This is a genomic window from Bacterioplanoides sp. (assembly GCF_965219715.1).
GTDB lineage: Bacteria > Pseudomonadota > Gammaproteobacteria > Pseudomonadales > Oceanobacteraceae > Bacterioplanoides.
Genome location: NZ_OZ244785.1, coordinates 2,582,364 through 2,597,264, shown reverse-complemented (window position 1 = coordinate 2,597,264; position 14,901 = coordinate 2,582,364). Strand labels below are relative to the sequence as shown.

The window sequence follows — 14,901 nt, the reverse complement described above, 5'->3', positions numbered from 1 at the left end:
CACAAGGATATCCGGGCAGTGTGAATTGCCGACGTTTGGTCGGCCGGGAAAAAGAGTGAAGTGTCTTTATCTGACCGTCATTTTATTCCGGCCTGATATCTGTAATTGCTGTGAGCTATAAGTCAGAGGGTAATAACCCTGACCGCCAGTGCGATAAAAAAAACGCCGGTAATTTTGTTAATCAGCTGTGAATGATTCGCCAGTGTTTGCAACAACCCCATGCGACTGAGAACCAAAGCCACCAATACGTACCAGCAGCCGTCGATAATGGTTACCGTCGAAATCATTAACAGCTGGTCGGCGATGCTGTCGTCGGCTGAGATGAATTGTGAAAACAATGCCAGGAAGAAGATCGCCAGTTTAGGATTCAGTAACGAAATCATCAGACCATCGCGTGCCGCCTGCAGATATTCACTGCGGCCATTGGTCAGTGGCTGCACTTCGCTCTTTCCGGCACGTAACGCCTGAACGCCCATCCAGGCTAAATAAGCCGCACCGGCATAAGTCAGGATGCTGAACAGCAGTGGCGATTCGCTCACTAACACACCCAAGCCAAAGATGGTTAACACTGCCCACAGGCCAACCCCCATGGCGTGGCTGATACCGGCCACCATGCCGTGTTTGGCATCGTTATTCATGCTTTGTTTCAATACCACAGCGAGGCTGGGGCCGGGTGATAAAGCGCCCAGTACACATATCGCGACCAGGGAAAGCCAGCTGGTTAAAGTCATCGTGTTTACCCGTTAATCTTTGTTCTGTTCGATAGCAATGACGGTATTTTAGAAGTTGCCTCGAAACAGCGGAAACAAAAGCTTGCGATACCCGCTATGAGTTTTTTGCATGGCAGCTCAGATGGCGCTGTTAATCGCATATAATGGCCATCGTTTGCCCGTTAACGGGTTCTGATAAAGAGCGATATGAGCCGTTTTAATCAACGTGAGTTTTACCGCAGTGGCCCGGATCATCGCCAGATTCTCGGTGGTGTGATTCCGGATTTTCTCACCATTCGCCAGCTGTTTGGCTTTCGTGGTGTGGATGTTGGCCGTTGGGTCTCCGACAAAGAACAGGAAAAAGCCGCCGGTCTATTCTTTGATGCCTTGTGTGATTTAACTCAGATTCTGATCGGACCACAGGGGCGCTCGTATCTAACCTCAAAGCTGCTGAAAATCCGCCGTGAACTGATCTCGTTACGCGGCACTCTGGGTTTACAATATGGCACCGGCGGTCGCCCGGGAGTTTCTGCGCATTATTCGCCACTGCAACGCAATTTTGCGCTGGCAAAAAACGCCGGGCCGGGCAGTATCGCTCATGAATGGTTTCATGCGTTTGATCATTATATTGCGGGCAAAATGTTTGAGCCGGATATGCTGAAACCGGATACGGATTTTGCTTCAAGATTGTGGGTGGACGACCACGAAATGATTGATCATCCGCTGAATCAGTTATTAGCTGATTGTTACCAGGCGATTCTGATCAGTGCCGATGGCGAAGCGCCGTCAGAATTATTTAAAGCATCGGTTGCCGCCGATAAACAACAGAACAGTTTTTATTACAGCCAGCCGGAAGAGATTTGTGCCCGGGCTTTTGAAGCCTTTGTTCAGGACTCATCGGTTAAAAATCACTTTCTGGTTAAAGGCAGTAAGGAATCGCCGGAAGCCAAAGCCGGTTTGTATCCTCAGGGAGATCAGCGTTTACGGATTAATCGTTGTTTCCAGCAGTATTTCTCTACCTTGGGCCGGGCATTACTATAAATCGTATTTTTCGACTGTTTATTTGGGAGAATAATTCGATAGCTTCATTTCTTCGGCAATACACTCACGTAACCAGGCATGTGCCGGGTCCTTATCGTGTAATTCGTGCCAGCACAGGTGGTAATGATTTTCCGGTGCACGAATATCCAAAGGCCGATAATCCAGCGCTAAATGCTGCATCGCTGTATCGGCGATGTGCTCCGGTAAAATCATCAGGCTATGATTGCTGGCCACCACTTCAAACGCTGCAGAAAAATATGGCACTTCGAACAAAATCCGGCGATTTAATCCGTGTTTTTCCAGTGATTTGTCGATAAAGGAATCTTTGTCGCCGCCGCTGTTCAGGCGTACAAACGGGTAGTCAGCGGCATCTGCCAGTACAACCTCACTGTGTTCAGCTAAGGGATGATTTTTACTCATCAGGCAGACGGGTTTGTCGGCCCCAAGATAAATGCTGCATAAGCCTTCCGGTAAAACTGATAACGTGGTAGATACCAGATCCATGGGTAGATGACCCAATTGAGTGATTTGTTCGGGTTTCCAGACCTCGTAAATCAGATCAATACCCGGCGCCTGGCGCTGCAGGCGATTAATGACTGCGGGAAAAATATACTGAGCAACGTAATCGGTGCAGGCAAAGCTGAAGCGGCGCTGGCAGGTTTCCGGTTTAAATTCCTCCTGCTTCAGGTTATCCACATCCGCCAGGATGGCATCCACTTTGGGTAGCAGCTGTTTGGCGCGGGCACTGAGCAGGTAGTCGTTTTGTTCACGTACCAGCAATGGGTCTCCAAAGTAGTCGCGCAGCTGGCTCAGCTGGCGACTCATGGCAGACTGGGTCAGGTGCAGCCGATTTGCTGCCTGGGTAACGTTACGTTCCTCCAGCAGCACCACAAGGGCGCGCAGCAGGTTAAGGTTGAGACGTTCCACGATACCCTCTCTGCAACTTTTTCTCGTGCAAGCCAGTCTGGTTGCTTAACGGTTTGCCAATGCCTGAATCAGTGCCTGGTTCTCGTCTGCTTTACCCACGGTAAAACGCAGGCAGTTACTCAGTAGTGGGTGGCCGCCATCCAGGCATTTGATCAGAATTTTCTGTTGTTTCAGCGTAGCAAAGATCTCTTTGGCCTGTTGCCCTTGTGGACAACGCGCCAGGATAAAGTTGGCTTCAGAGGTGTAGGTTTCAAAACCCAATTTGTTCAGCTCTTCATTCAGCCAGCTGCGTTGAGCTTTTAGTTGCTCACACTGATCAACCAATACGTCATAGTGTTTCAGCGCAAACGCAGCAGATGCCTGAGTCAGAACATTAATGTTGTATGGCATGCGGATTTTATTAATTTCGTTCAGCCATTCAGGACGACCAAACAACATACCCAGACGCAGACCAGCGAGACCGACTTTGGAAAGTGTGCGCATCACCAGTACTTTGTCATATTGATCCAACCAGTTCAGATGATTGCGGCTGGAGAACGGCAGATAAGCTTCGTCGAGAACGACTAGACCGTTACTCGCTTTAACGATGGCGTGTAAATCGTCTTCCGCCCATAAATTACCGGTTGGGTTGTTTGGCTGGGCGAGGAAAATTAATTCAGGCTGTTGCTCGTTAATGGCCGCCAGCATAGCATCCATATCGAGGGAAAAATCGGCATTGAGTGGCACGCCAACATAATCGATACCAATAAAGGTAGCGATCATTTTATACATCACAAAACCAGGCTCGGGTGCGAGAATTTTTGCGCCGGGTTTGGCAACGGCCATGGCTAATAACTGAATAATTTCATCAGAACCATTACCCAACAAAATATCGTATTGCTCTGGAACCTGCATCACCTTGCGCAAGCCGTCGCAGACTTCCGGAGCGGTTGGATGTGGATAACGGTTGAGGGCGCATTCGGCGAGAATGCCTTGCCACTCGTTGACCATTTCTTCTGGCCAGGTGAATGGGTTTTCCATCGCATCCAGTTTAATCATGCCGCTGGCATCGCCTACCGGGTACGCCTGTAATGCGCGAATTTCCGGGCGGATTAATTGTTCTACCTGATCTGTGATGGAGGCCATAATTTTCTCGAAGGTTTTCTAATCGCTTAATCCCTCCGGAATTAATGCGCTCAACACGCCGTGAATATGTCCCTATAGGCTCTGCTATGGCATCCATGCCATAGAAGGTTGATCTGCATTAACACCGGAGCGCTTACGCTTTTACGTCGTAAAAAATAAAAGGGCAGGATCTTTTTTATAGCAGCGACAGGATGTCGCGGTAGCCCGGCAGGCACAGGGATGTGCCTTCGGGGCGGCGGCTAAAAAGATGCCGCCTTTTTATTTTCAGTGTTTAAATTTAATTGTTGCTTAATCCGGACTATTTTTTAATACGGTATTCAGCAGAACGTGCGTGCGCTTCCAGGTGCTCACCACGAGCCAGAACCGAAGCTACTTTACCCAGTTCAGAAGCACCGTCCGGCGAACACATAATTAACGACGAACGTTTCTGGAAGTCGTATACACCCAGTGGCGAAGAGAAACGCGCAGTACCGGAAGTTGGTAATACGTGGTTCGGTCCGGCGCAATAGTCACCTAACGCTTCCGATGTGTGGCGACCCATAAAGATAGCGCCAGCGTGGCGAATCTGTGGCAATAACGCCTGTGGATCTTCCACCGATAATTCTAAGTGCTCAGGGGCGATACGGTTGGTTACTTCCAACGCTTCATCCATATCCGCTACTTTAATTAACGCAGCACGGCCAGCGAGAGAAGCTCGAATAATGTCGGAGCGTTGCATATCCGGCAGCAATTTATCGATGCTGGCTTTTACCTGATCGAGGAAATCTGCATCCGGAGAAACCAGAATCGCCTGGGCGTCTTCATCGTGTTCCGCCTGGGAGAATAAATCCATCGCAATCCAGTCAGGATCGGTTTTGCCATCACACACCACCAGAATTTCCGATGGGCCAGCAATCATATCGATACCAACCGCACCAAATACCTGGCGCTTAGCGGTCGCAACAAAGATATTACCCGGGCCAACAATTTTATCGACCTTAGGTACGGTTTGCGTGCCATACGCCAGAGCGGCAACAGCTTGTGCGCCACCAACGGTAAATACCCGGGTCACACCGGCAACGGCTGCTGCCGCCAATACCAGCTGATTCACTTCGCCACCCGGAGTTGGCACCACCATAATAATTTCCTGCACACCAGCAACATGAGCTGGCAGCGCATTCATTAATACTGACGATGGGTATGCCGCTTTACCGCCCGGTACATAAATACCAACACGATCCATCGGCGTTACTTTCTGGCCCAGTACGGTGCCGTCAGCTTCGGTGTATTGCCAAGAATCCTGTTTTTGCTTTTCGTGATAAGCCGTCACACGTTCTGCAGCTTTTAATAAAGCGGCACGCTGATCATCCGGCAGTGTATCCAGAGCATGCTGCAGCTGTTCCTGATTCAGTTCCAGCTCAGACATGCTGGTGGCATGCAGGTGATCAAAACGGTTGGAATATTCCACCACGGCAGCGTCGCCACGCGTTTTCACGTCGGCAAGAATATCGGTAACAATTTGCTGAACCTGGTGATCGGAAACCGCTTCCCAGGCTAATAAGGCATCCATTTGCTCGGCAAAATCAGCCTGATCCGAGCTTAAACGACGAATATCAATGGCCATAAGGTGTACCTGAATAAATGTTGCCCCTGAACAATTCAGAGGCAGAAAAGGGGATTAACCGGCGTTACGCTGACGTTCTACGGCTGCTGCCATCTGATCAATAATGGGTTGGATCTGAGCGTGTTTAACCTTCATTGCCGCACGACCAGCTACCAGGCGTGAGCTGATTGGTGCAATCAGATCGCGCGCTTCCAGGCCGTTGGCTTTTAAGGTATTACCGGTATCAACAATATCAACGATCATATCGGCCAGATTCATAATCGGCGCCAGTTCCATACCACCGTATAACTTGATGATATCCACCTGGCGGCCTTGCTCAGCAAAGTAACGCTTAGCAACGTTGACGAACTTGGTCGCTACTTTTAAACGGCCTGCTGGCATTTCAGCGTCTTTGATGGCCGCGGTCATTAAACGACAGGTGGCGATGTTTAAATCCAGCGGCTCACACAGATTATCGCTGCCGTATTCCATTAATACGTCTTTACCAGCAATACCTAAGTCAGCGGCACCGTATTCAACGTAAGTAGGTACGTCTACGGCACGCTGTACGATCAGCTTAATATGATCATGGTTGGTATCGAAGATCAGCTTACGACTCTTTTTAATGTCCTCCACCGGATGAATACCTGCCTCTGCCAGCAGAGGTAAGGTGTCATCTAAGATACGGCCTTTGGAGAGGGCAATGGTTAATGGTTGAGTCATCAGTTCTTCTCTAATTAACAGATTTAGCGACTTCCACCTGAGACACGACGAATGTTCGCGCCCAGTTGCTGGAATTTTTCTTCAATACATTCGTAACCACGGTCGATGTGGTAAATACGGTTTACGTCGGTTGCGCCGTCGGCAACCAGAGCGGCAATCACCAGCGAGGCAGATGCACGCAAGTCGGTTGCCATTACCGGTGCAGAAGTTAAACCTTCTTTACCAGTAACAATGGCGGTATTGCCTTCAACGTGAATATCAGCACCCATACGCATCAGTTCGTTAACGTGCATAAAGCGGTTTTCGAAGATGGTTTCTATAACGGTGCCTGTGCCTTCGGCAATGGCATTCAGTACCACAAACTGTGCCTGCATATCGGTTGGGAACGCCGGGTGTGGTGCCGTTTTAACGTTCACTGCTTTAGGGCGGCGGCCTTCCATATCCAGTTCGATCCAGTCATCACCGGTAGTGATTTTGGCGCCGGCTTCTTCAAGCTTGTGCAGTACCGCTTCCATTAGTAATGGGTCGGTGTCCTTACACTTAACGCGACCGCCGGTTACAGCGGCAGCAACCAGATAAGTACCGGTTTCGATACGGTCAGGCAGTACATCGAAGTAACAACCTTGCAGGCTTTCAACGCCTTCAATCACCAGGGTATCGGTGCCAATACCTTCAATTTTGGCGCCCATGGCTACCAGGCAGTTCGCCAGGTCGACCACTTCCGGCTCACGTGCAGCATTCTCGATGGTGGTTTTGCCATCAGCCAGCACAGCGGCCATTAATACGTTTTCGGTGCCGGTTACAGTAACCATATCGAAGAAGATATGAGCGCCCTTTAAACGGCCACCCGGTGCTTTGGCCTTGATGTAGCCATCCACCACTTCAACTTCGGCGCCCATGGCTTCCATACCGCGGATGTGTAAATCCACCGGACGGGAGCCAATGGCACAACCACCTGGCAGCGATACTTCGGCTTCACCGTGTTTCGCCAGCAACGGGCCCAATACCAGGATGGATGCGCGCATGGTGCGCACCAGATCATACGGTGCAACACAGCTGTTCATATCGCCGCAGTCGGTTTCAACCGACATATCTTCATTGATGGCAACCTGAACGCCCATGCAGCCTAACAGCTCAAGCATGGTGGTGATGTCGTGCAGGTGTGGCAGATTGCCAACGTGCATAACGCCATCAGCCAGCAGAGTGGCGGCAATAATTGGCAGAGCGGAGTTTTTTGCGCCGGAAATGCGTACTTCACCGTCGAGGCGATTACCGCCGACTATTCGCAGGCTATCCATAAATCAAGCTCCTGCTTTTTCGGCAGGGGTCAGAGCGCGAATGGTTACCGCGTGAATACGGCCATCGGCGATATATGGATTCAGAATTTTGTAGACAAACTGCTGGCGCTTAACTGCGTTGAGGCCATCAAAGACATCAGCCACGGCTTCTACTTCGTATTTGTAGCCGTCACCGTCAACAAACCAGTTCACTTCAGGAGCTTCAGATTGCAGAACTTGCAGAATTTCCGCCGGGGTCATAAGCGCTTCACTACTCAGCTTGAGAAAACGCCCAATCATAGCGGATTTGTAAGATAAACCGAAGGGAAAAGCGCCACCGGAGCGGCGCGATTGCTATTTGGCGCGGCTGGATCGGTCGAGAAGAGGTTCAATCACAGGTTGAAGGTCACTGATATCGATAATCGGCAACATATGTTGCGGCAGATTTTTGATTTTCAGTGTGGTGTTTTGCTCGTTGGCGGCACGCAGCCATTCAAGAATCAGTGCGACTCCAACGCTGGATACACGGCCAACACCAGACATATCCACAGTCCACTCTGAACCGGCTTTCGATAGCAGATGTTTGCCCGGTTCAATCACCTCTATAACGGTGCTGTTCAGCAGATCGCCGCTGAGGCAGGCGCAGGACGAGCTGGTCATACGTAATTCGGCGTTCACCATATTATTCACCTGTTTGCTGCTTTTTACGCAGCTTGCGGCCTTGTTGCTTTAATGCATCAATCCAGTTGTCGATGGCCAGACCGATATTGCCGTCTGCCTGGGACACCATCTGGGAGAATTGTTCGTTGAACAGCTTGCCTACGTTGATGCCGTTAACAATCACGTTCTGAGCCATCCAGCGGCGGTCGCGATGGTGCAGATACATGCTTTGGGTAATCGGGAAAACCTTACCGCTTGGGGTAACGACCTCAAGATCCACCAAGGTGTTTCGCAGGGTATTCTTTACCCCGGTTTTAGGAGGCAGAACACGCACGTCATAGTCTTCGAATTCGATCAGACCGGTGGCGTAAGAGCTCAACAGGCTGCGCTTAAAAGCACGGGCAAAACGTTTGCGCTGATCCAGGCTGGCTTTGCGGTAGTGTTTGCCCATGATGCGACGGGTCAGACGTTTAAAGTCGACCATTGGCCCCAGTACGTCTTCCAGTTCCCAGAAGAACTTGGCTTTATCGCTCTCATAGTAGTTACGATTATTGTTGATGGTGTCCAGCAGTTCTTCGGTTGTGCGTTTCACAACTTCATGAGCCTGCTCAGCCAGCTCTTCTCCTGCGGCCAGGCTTAGCTGGCTGAACAACAACGTCATTAACAGTAACAGTGCGCGCATGTTTCTCTCCTAGTCCTTTGTCGCGGCGGCAATCAGCCTTCTTCTGCTTTATTAAACAGGAAGCGACCAATTAATTCCTCTAATACCAAAGCCGATTGGGTGTCTTCGACCCAGTCGCCGTCTTCCAGGTATTCTTCTTCGGCGCCAACCGTCAGGCCGATGTATTTCTCACCTAGCAGGCCAGCGGTCAGGATGGCTGCGGACGTATCCAGCGTCAGGGTGCTCATTGAGGTATCAATTTCCATTTCCACCACGGCGGAGTACCACTCAGGATCGAGATACACTTTGGTTACCCGACCAATGGTTACACCAGACATGGAAACCTTGGCTCGCTCGGTTAACCCAGCGAGGTTTTCAAAGCGGGCTTTCAGGGTATAGGTGTCGCCATTGCCCTGAGTTGACAGGCCGCTGACCCGTAAAGCCATTAACACCAGAGCAATAATGCCCAGAACCATAAAAGTGCCAACGGTCAGTTCTACAAAACGCATGCGCATAATTAAATGCCTCCCAGCATGACGGCAGTCAATACAAAATCCAGTCCCAGTACCGCCAGTGACGAGATCACCACGGTTTGAGTTGTTGCTTTACCAATACCTTCGGATGTTGGTATTGAGTCGTAACCCTGATAAACCGCAATCCAGGTGACTACTAAGCCAAACACTACTGACTTGATAACACCTTTGATTACGTCTTCATAAAAATCGACAGAGGCCTGCATGTTGCCCCAATACGCGCCTTCATCAATGCCGAGCATATCGACGGCGACAAACGCGCCACCCCAGATACCAACGGTGCTGAACAGCAACGCCAGAATCGGCATGGAGATCAGACCCGCCCACAGACGCGGAGTAATCACTCGCTTCAGTGGATCAACGCCCATCATCTCCATGGCGGATAATTGTTCGGTGGCTTTCATCAGGCCAATTTCCGCCGTCAGCGCAGAACCTGCCCGACCGGCAAATAACAGGGCCGTCATTACCGGGCCAAGTTCACGCAGTAGTGTCAGCGACACCATGGTGCCGAGTGCTGCTTCAGAACCGAAGTCCGACAAAATGGTATAGCCCTGCAGGCCCAGTACCATGCCAACAAAGAAGCCAGCGACAAGAATAATAGAAAGCGATCGCACACCAACGGAGTGAATCTGAGTAACCAGATCTGAGAATCCGGCGCTCCCCGGGCCACCCCAGGTAACAGAATTTGCCATCAGGATCGTGGCGCGACCCAGTGACTGAATCGATTCAACACCATAGCGGCCCATCGCCAGATAACGCTCAAATAAATTCATTATTTAACGCCTCCGGACAGCAGCTCGCTGCGATAATCCGCAGCCGGGTAATGGAATGGCACCGGACCATCCGGATCACCTTTGAGGAATTGTTTTACTTCGTCATTGCCTTCATTCAGCAATTCTTCCGGAGTACCAAAGCCAATGACCTTGCCACCCGACAGTACGCATAAATAGTCGGCGATGTTGCAGGACTCCTCGATATCGTGAGAAACCAGCAGGCTGGTCAGACCCAGTGCCTGGTTCAGGCCGCGGATCAGTTTCACAATCATGCCCATTGAGATCGGGTCGAGACCGGTAAAAGGTTCGTCATACATGATGACTTCCGGGTCCATGGCAATCGAACGTGCCAGTGCCACTCGCCGTGCCATCCCTCCGGAAAGTTCTGCCGGGTTAAGGTCGTGGGCGCCACGTAAACCAACCGCCTCCAGCTTCATGAGCACCAGGTCACGAATCATGGTTTCGGGAATGTCGGTGTGCACTCTTAATGGAAAGGCGACGTTATCGAAAACATTCAGATCGGTGAACAGCGCTCCGGTCTGGAACAACATGCTCATATTTTTCCGACGAAAATCGAACAAGTCTTTGCGGGATAATTCCGGAATGCTGTGGCCATCAACAACAATGCTGCCGCTGTCGGGCATCAGTTGTCCGCCAATCAGTCGCAGCAGTGTGGTTTTACCCGTACCGCTGGGTCCCATGATGGCCGTTACTTTTCCGCGTGGAAAATCAACATCCATATTGTCGTAAATCAGCCGGTTGCCACGGCTGAAGCTCATTCCACGTATGGAAACGTAGGGCTGCTCTGAGGACATGAATACGTCCTTATCTCTCAGTACTGTGATTGAGCTAGCATAGCCGAATGTTATTACAGAACCAATGCTGTAACTCTGTGTAAACAGAACATATTAGTACCAGCCCACAAAACGCATTGTTGCAATTGCTAAGTGGCAGTGCTCGGGTACAATGGCGCGTTTATTTTTTGTCTCTGTCATATCTGGAAAGTGAGCAATATGTTAATGGCGTACGCGACCATCATCGTTGGTCTGGTGATACTGGTCTGGAGTGCTGATAGTTTTGTAATTGGTGCTGCGGCTACGGCGCGAAAATTAGGTATGTCGCCATTACTGGTTGGCTTGACCATTGTGTCCATCGGCACGTCGGCACCTGAGATGTTTGTGTCTACCATGGCTTCGCTGGATGGTGCTGGAAACCTGGCCATTGGTAATGCGTTGGGTTCCAACATCACTAATATCGCCCTGGTGTTAGGTGTTACCGCCCTGGTCAGCCCAATCCCGCTGCAGAAAAAGTTACTGAAAAAAGAGCTGCCTTTACTGGTGCTGATTTCCATTATTGGTGGCCTGGTATTGGCGGATCTGGAATTAAACTGGATCGACGCCAGTATCTTAATTGCGGCGCTGGTTTTTGCGCTGTATCTGATGTTTCAGGATTCTCAGGAATCCGGTGAAGCCATTGTTGATGATGAAGAAGCGGAAGCGATTGAGAATACCGATCTGAAATCCGCTTTGTTCTGGCTGGTGGCTGGCCTGGTTGCCTTGATGTTGAGCTCAAAAATGCTGGTGTGGGGGGCAACGGAAGTGGCTCGTGCATTCGGAGTCAGCGACCTGGTGATCGGTTTAACAATTGTGGCGATTGGTACCAGCCTGCCTGAGCTGGCTGCTTCTGTTGCCAGTGCTTTAAAAGGCCATCACGACATTGCCATTGGTAACGTGATTGGCTCCAATATGTTTAATTTATTAGCGGTGATGCCAATTCCGGGATTGGTTGCGGTTACCGCGGTTGAGCCGATGGCGCTGTACCGGGATTACAGCGTGATGATGGCATTGACCTTTGCGCTATTGATTCTGTTTTTAATCAGTTATCGTAAAGGCACTCTGGGCCGTGCCTCCGGCGCTTTATTAAGTGCCAGTTACGCCGGATATTTAGTTACTTTGTTTTATATGAGCGCCCAATGAGCAGCAACAATACAGATACTCCGAAAACAGAATTTGATTTTATTAAGTCTGGCCAGCGCACAATCGAGCTGGAGCAACAGGCCATCATCAATCTGAAGCCACGCATTGATGAAGCGTTTGTGAAAGCGTGTCAGATGATTCTGAATTGCAAAGGCCGTGTTGTGGTTACCGGCATGGGCAAGTCGGGTCATATCGGTAATAAAATTGCGGCGACATTGGCCAGTACCGGTACGCCTGCATTTTTTGTTCATCCGGGTGAAGCCAGCCACGGTGACATGGGCATGATTCAGTCGGAAGATGTGGTGATCGCCTTATCTAACTCCGGCGAAAGTGGCGAGGTAACCAGCTTACTGCCACTGTTCAAACGCCTTGATTGTGGTCTGATCAGTATGACCGGTAAGCCGGCTTCCAGCCTGGCGAAAGCTGCAGATGCTCATCTGAACACTGGTGTGGAGCAGGAAGCCTGTCCGTTGGATCTGGCGCCGACGTCTTCAACCACAACGGCTCTGGTGATGGGGGATGCATTGGCCATCGCCTTGTTAGAAGCCCGTGGTTTTACCGCCGAAGATTTTGCCTTCTCTCATCCGGGCGGCAGCCTGGGTCGTCGTTTGTTGCTGAAAGTCGAAAACATTATGCATGCCGGTAAGCAGATTCCGGTTGTTACCCCGGACACTCCGATGTCGGAGGCGTTGCTGGTGGTAACGTCAAAAGGGTTGGGCATGACGACGGTGCAGCAGGGTGGCAACCTGTTAGGGATTTTCACCGATGGTGACTTACGTCGTGCGATTGATCATGGCGTTGATATTCACAGTGCAAAAATTGCTGATGTGATGACCGCTGGTTGTAAAACTACCGAGCCGGGAATTCTTGCGGCAGAAGCGTTAAAAGTAATGGAAGACAACAAAATTAACGCGCTGGTGGTCATGAACGGCGACGAGGAGGTTGCCGGTGTGATTAACATGCACGATTTATTGCGTGCCGGAGTGATCTGATGCGTAAACGTTATCTGCTGCTGGTAATGACCCTGCTTTTTGGCGTTGCTCTGCTGGCGGTGGATAACTATACCCAGGAATCTACAGCGACCTTGTCTGAACGTCAGACTTCGGAACCGGATTATTACGGTCAGGTATTATTTAACCGCCGCTATGATGACCAGGGACGTATGGAGCAAAGCTTTTCGGCGGAACGCTCAACCCACTATCCGATTTCGGACAATACCGTATTTCAGGGGCCGGTAATTCATGTTCAGGATGAGGATGGCATGGTCTGGCAAGTCGTCGCGGAAGAAGGCTCAATGAACGATCAGGATGATTTATTAAGTCTGCGTCGTGATGTTGAAGTCCGCCCGCTGGATTCTGATAACAGCAATGGCGTAGTCATTCAGACTCAGTCTTTAGACTACTTTACCAAACGCCAGCTGGCGCAAACGGAACAACCGGTTATTATCACGGACCCACATACCCGGGTTGATGCTGTGGGTATGGTGATGGATATGAAGAAACAACGAATGGAATTAAAGGCTAAGGTTGAAACCCAATATGTACCGCAATAATTTCCGTACTTTTGTGGTGGCTGTGCTGGCTTTTGTCGCAGCTGCTGTTCAGGCGTTACCGGAAGATGCTCAACAGGAAATGACCATTCTGTCAGACAGTGCTGAACTTGATCGCAAAGCCGGCATTGTTATTTACAAAGGCAACGTGGTCCTGACTCAGGGCACATTAAAAATCGAATCCGACCGTCTGATGATTATCCGCAATGGTAATGTGCTGGAAAAAGCCGTTGCTGAAGGCAACCCGGCCCGTTATCAGCAACAAATCAATGTTGATCAGGGACTGACCCGTGCCCAGGGCAATCGTATTGATTATTTTGCTGCCCGCAAAGAAGTGCAGATTACCGGTGACGGTCGTATGCAACAGGAAGGCAATGAGTTCAGCGGCGAAAAAATCACCTACGACATCGCCAACGAAAAAGTACTGGCGAAATCGACACAAACCGATGTTGGTGCTGAAGCTGAACCGCAGCAGCGTATCAAAGTGGTTATTCAACCGGAAAAAGAACAGCCATGATTAAGACCCTCAAAGCCGAACATCTGGCAAAAAGCTACAACGGCCGGGAAGTGGTAAAAGATGTTTCCATGTCGGTTCAGAGCGGCCAGATCGTAGGGCTACTCGGGCCTAACGGTGCTGGTAAAACCACCTGTTTTTATATGATCGTTAATCTGGTTCAGGCCGATAAAGGCCGGATTAAAATTGACGATGAAGATATCAGCCATTTACCGATGCACGGTCGTGCTCAGAAAGGCATTGGCTATCTGCCACAGGAAGCGTCGATTTTCCGCAAGCTGACCGTGGCGGATAACATCATGGCCATTCTTGAGACCCGCAAAGATCTGAATCGTGAAGAGCGTCAGCAACGTCTCGAAGGTTTGCTGGATGAGTTTCATATCCAACATATTCGTTCCAGTCTGGGTATGGCCCTGTCTGGTGGTGAACGCCGTCGGGTAGAAATTGCCCGGGCATTGGCGGCTGAACCTTCATTTATTCTGCTGGATGAGCCGTTTGCCGGTGTCGACCCGATTTCGGTATCCGACATTATGGATATTATTCGTCAGCTGAAAGATCGCGGTATTGGTGTATTAATTACCGACCACAGTGTGCGCGAAACGCTGGCGATCTGTGAAAAGGCTTATATTGTGGGCGGCGGCCACATTATTGCTGAAGGTGGTGCGGATGACGTACTCGCCAATGAACAAGTGCGGAAAATCTACCTGGGTGATGATTTCAGCCTGTAATCCACCGTTTTCTGCTTTTCTACCGTTTCTGTTCTTCCTTTCTCTTTTCTTTATTTGCTTCAGCCCCCGATAAACCGGGGGTCAAGCAATATTTATGACATATCAGTAACAACAGGGATTCC

18 protein-coding genes are annotated in these 14,901 nt (G+C 50.2%); 6 read left to right on the top strand and 12 right to left on the bottom strand.

From position 1 onward, the window contains the following. Positions 1–122 precede the first annotated feature (122 nt). Positions 123–731: a LysE family translocator gene (locus tag ACOQOZ_RS12280; protein ID WP_420588459.1), complete on the bottom strand. Its 609-nt coding sequence runs from the start codon at positions 729–731 to the stop codon at positions 123–125. A gap of 186 nt (positions 732–917) precedes the next feature. On the opposite strand from ACOQOZ_RS12280, the gene ACOQOZ_RS12275 reads away from it, so the two are divergent. Beyond that, positions 918–1,751, top strand: a complete 834-nt coding sequence (locus ACOQOZ_RS12275) for a CLCA_X family protein (protein WP_420588458.1) — start codon at positions 918–920, stop codon at positions 1,749–1,751. 18 nt (positions 1,752–1,769) lie between these two features. Here the strand turns inward: ACOQOZ_RS12275 and ACOQOZ_RS12270 are convergent, their stop codons facing one another. The 11 genes from ACOQOZ_RS12270 to ACOQOZ_RS12220 form a co-directional block, all read right to left on the bottom strand. Beyond that, the gene (locus ACOQOZ_RS12270; protein WP_420588457.1) at positions 1,770–2,678 is read right to left on the bottom strand and encodes a LysR family transcriptional regulator; all 909 of its coding nucleotides are present in this window, start codon (positions 2,676–2,678) and stop codon (positions 1,770–1,772) included. Between the two features lie 45 nt (positions 2,679–2,723). Further along, entirely contained in the window at positions 2,724–3,803 is a 1,080-nt protein-coding gene (hisC, locus tag ACOQOZ_RS12265) for a histidinol-phosphate transaminase (protein WP_420588456.1), read from the bottom strand. Positions 3,804–4,101: 298 nt separating this feature from the next. Beyond that, positions 4,102–5,406 carry a histidinol dehydrogenase gene (gene hisD / locus ACOQOZ_RS12260; protein ID WP_420588455.1) on the bottom strand — a complete coding sequence of 435 codons (1,305 nt, stop codon included), beginning with the start codon at positions 5,404–5,406 and terminating at the stop codon, positions 4,102–4,104. Between the two features lie 54 nt (positions 5,407–5,460). Further along, positions 5,461–6,108, bottom strand: coding sequence for an ATP phosphoribosyltransferase (gene hisG / locus ACOQOZ_RS12255; protein WP_420588454.1), 648 nt, complete (start codon positions 6,106–6,108; stop codon positions 5,461–5,463). Between the two features lie 23 nt (positions 6,109–6,131). Continuing rightward, positions 6,132–7,406: a UDP-N-acetylglucosamine 1-carboxyvinyltransferase gene (gene murA / locus ACOQOZ_RS12250; RefSeq protein ID WP_420588453.1), complete on the bottom strand. Its 1,275-nt coding sequence runs from the start codon at positions 7,404–7,406 to the stop codon at positions 6,132–6,134. A 3-nt stretch (positions 7,407–7,409) separates the two neighbouring features. Then, positions 7,410–7,646 (bottom strand): BolA family protein, encoded by a 237-nt coding sequence (locus ACOQOZ_RS12245; RefSeq protein ID WP_420588452.1) that lies wholly within the window; start codon positions 7,644–7,646, stop codon positions 7,410–7,412. A gap of 93 nt (positions 7,647–7,739) precedes the next feature. Then, on the bottom strand, positions 7,740–8,066 hold the full coding sequence (locus tag ACOQOZ_RS12240) for an STAS domain-containing protein (RefSeq protein ID WP_420588451.1): 327 nt from the start codon (positions 8,064–8,066) through the stop codon (positions 7,740–7,742). Position 8,067: 1 nt separating this feature from the next. Then, the gene (locus ACOQOZ_RS12235; RefSeq protein ID WP_420588450.1) at positions 8,068–8,727 is read right to left on the bottom strand and encodes an MlaC/ttg2D family ABC transporter substrate-binding protein; all 660 of its coding nucleotides are present in this window, start codon (positions 8,725–8,727) and stop codon (positions 8,068–8,070) included. Positions 8,728–8,759: 32 nt separating this feature from the next. Continuing rightward, a complete protein-coding gene (mlaD, locus tag ACOQOZ_RS12230; protein WP_420588449.1) occupies positions 8,760–9,221 on the bottom strand; it encodes an outer membrane lipid asymmetry maintenance protein MlaD in 462 nt (153 codons plus the stop codon). 2 nt (positions 9,222–9,223) lie between these two features. After that, complete coding sequence (gene mlaE / locus ACOQOZ_RS12225; protein WP_420588448.1) at positions 9,224–10,012, bottom strand: lipid asymmetry maintenance ABC transporter permease subunit MlaE; 789 nt, start codon at positions 10,010–10,012, stop codon at positions 9,224–9,226. Then, positions 10,012–10,827: an ATP-binding cassette domain-containing protein gene (locus tag ACOQOZ_RS12220; protein WP_420588447.1), complete on the bottom strand. Its 816-nt coding sequence runs from the start codon at positions 10,825–10,827 to the stop codon at positions 10,012–10,014. The genes mlaE and ACOQOZ_RS12220 overlap by 1 nt, the downstream gene beginning before the upstream one ends. A 198-nt stretch (positions 10,828–11,025) precedes the next feature. Here ACOQOZ_RS12220 and ACOQOZ_RS12215 point away from each other — a divergent pair, with 198 nt between their 5' ends. Genes ACOQOZ_RS12215 through lptB form a run of 5 tightly spaced genes read left to right on the top strand, consistent with a single transcriptional unit; the run spans position 11,026 to position 14,779 of the window. Further along, positions 11,026–11,988 (top strand): calcium/sodium antiporter, encoded by a 963-nt coding sequence (locus tag ACOQOZ_RS12215; RefSeq protein WP_420588446.1) that lies wholly within the window; start codon positions 11,026–11,028, stop codon positions 11,986–11,988. Beyond that, positions 11,985–12,980, top strand: a complete 996-nt coding sequence (locus tag ACOQOZ_RS12210) for a KpsF/GutQ family sugar-phosphate isomerase (protein ID WP_420588445.1) — start codon at positions 11,985–11,987, stop codon at positions 12,978–12,980. The genes ACOQOZ_RS12215 and ACOQOZ_RS12210 overlap by 4 nt, the downstream gene beginning before the upstream one ends. Then, on the top strand, positions 12,980–13,540 hold the full coding sequence (gene lptC, locus ACOQOZ_RS12205; protein ID WP_420588444.1) for an LPS export ABC transporter periplasmic protein LptC: 561 nt from the start codon (positions 12,980–12,982) through the stop codon (positions 13,538–13,540). Before ACOQOZ_RS12210 ends, lptC begins: the two co-directional genes overlap by 1 nt. Further along, positions 13,527–14,054: a lipopolysaccharide transport periplasmic protein LptA gene (gene lptA, locus ACOQOZ_RS12200; protein WP_420588443.1), complete on the top strand. Its 528-nt coding sequence runs from the start codon at positions 13,527–13,529 to the stop codon at positions 14,052–14,054. The genes lptC and lptA overlap by 14 nt, the downstream gene beginning before the upstream one ends. Then, the gene (lptB, locus tag ACOQOZ_RS12195) at positions 14,051–14,779 is read left to right on the top strand and encodes an LPS export ABC transporter ATP-binding protein (RefSeq protein WP_420588442.1); all 729 of its coding nucleotides are present in this window, start codon (positions 14,051–14,053) and stop codon (positions 14,777–14,779) included. The genes lptA and lptB overlap by 4 nt, the downstream gene beginning before the upstream one ends. Positions 14,780–14,901: the final 122 nt, after the last annotated feature.

Coding starts and splice junctions, on each gene's coding strand:
- ACOQOZ_RS12280 (WP_420588459.1), bottom strand. CDS start 731: ATGACTTTAACCAGCTGGCTTTCCCTGGTCGCGATATGTGTACTGGGC.
- ACOQOZ_RS12275 (WP_420588458.1), top strand. CDS start 918: ATGAGCCGTTTTAATCAACGTGAGTTTTACCGCAGTGGCCCGGATCAT.
- hisC (WP_420588456.1), bottom strand. CDS start 3,803: ATGGCCTCCATCACAGATCAGGTAGAACAATTAATCCGCCCGGAAATT.
- hisD (WP_420588455.1), bottom strand. CDS start 5,406: ATGGCCATTGATATTCGTCGTTTAAGCTCGGATCAGGCTGATTTTGCC.
- hisG (WP_420588454.1), bottom strand. CDS start 6,108: ATGACTCAACCATTAACCATTGCCCTCTCCAAAGGCCGTATCTTAGAT.
- murA (WP_420588453.1), bottom strand. CDS start 7,406: ATGGATAGCCTGCGAATAGTCGGCGGTAATCGCCTCGACGGTGAAGTA.
- ACOQOZ_RS12245 (WP_420588452.1), bottom strand. CDS start 7,646: ATGACCCCGGCGGAAATTCTGCAAGTTCTGCAATCTGAAGCTCCTGAA.
- ACOQOZ_RS12240 (WP_420588451.1), bottom strand. CDS start 8,066: ATGGTGAACGCCGAATTACGTATGACCAGCTCGTCCTGCGCCTGCCTC.
- ACOQOZ_RS12235 (WP_420588450.1), bottom strand. CDS start 8,727: ATGCGCGCACTGTTACTGTTAATGACGTTGTTGTTCAGCCAGCTAAGC.
- mlaD (WP_420588449.1), bottom strand. CDS start 9,221: ATGCGCATGCGTTTTGTAGAACTGACCGTTGGCACTTTTATGGTTCTG.
- mlaE (WP_420588448.1), bottom strand. CDS start 10,012: ATGAATTTATTTGAGCGTTATCTGGCGATGGGCCGCTATGGTGTTGAA.
- ACOQOZ_RS12220 (WP_420588447.1), bottom strand. CDS start 10,827: ATGTCCTCAGAGCAGCCCTACGTTTCCATACGTGGAATGAGCTTCAGC.
- ACOQOZ_RS12215 (WP_420588446.1), top strand. CDS start 11,026: ATGTTAATGGCGTACGCGACCATCATCGTTGGTCTGGTGATACTGGTC.
- ACOQOZ_RS12210 (WP_420588445.1), top strand. CDS start 11,985: ATGAGCAGCAACAATACAGATACTCCGAAAACAGAATTTGATTTTATT.
- lptC (WP_420588444.1), top strand. CDS start 12,980: ATGCGTAAACGTTATCTGCTGCTGGTAATGACCCTGCTTTTTGGCGTT.
- lptA (WP_420588443.1), top strand. CDS start 13,527: ATGTACCGCAATAATTTCCGTACTTTTGTGGTGGCTGTGCTGGCTTTT.
- lptB (WP_420588442.1), top strand. CDS start 14,051: ATGATTAAGACCCTCAAAGCCGAACATCTGGCAAAAAGCTACAACGGC.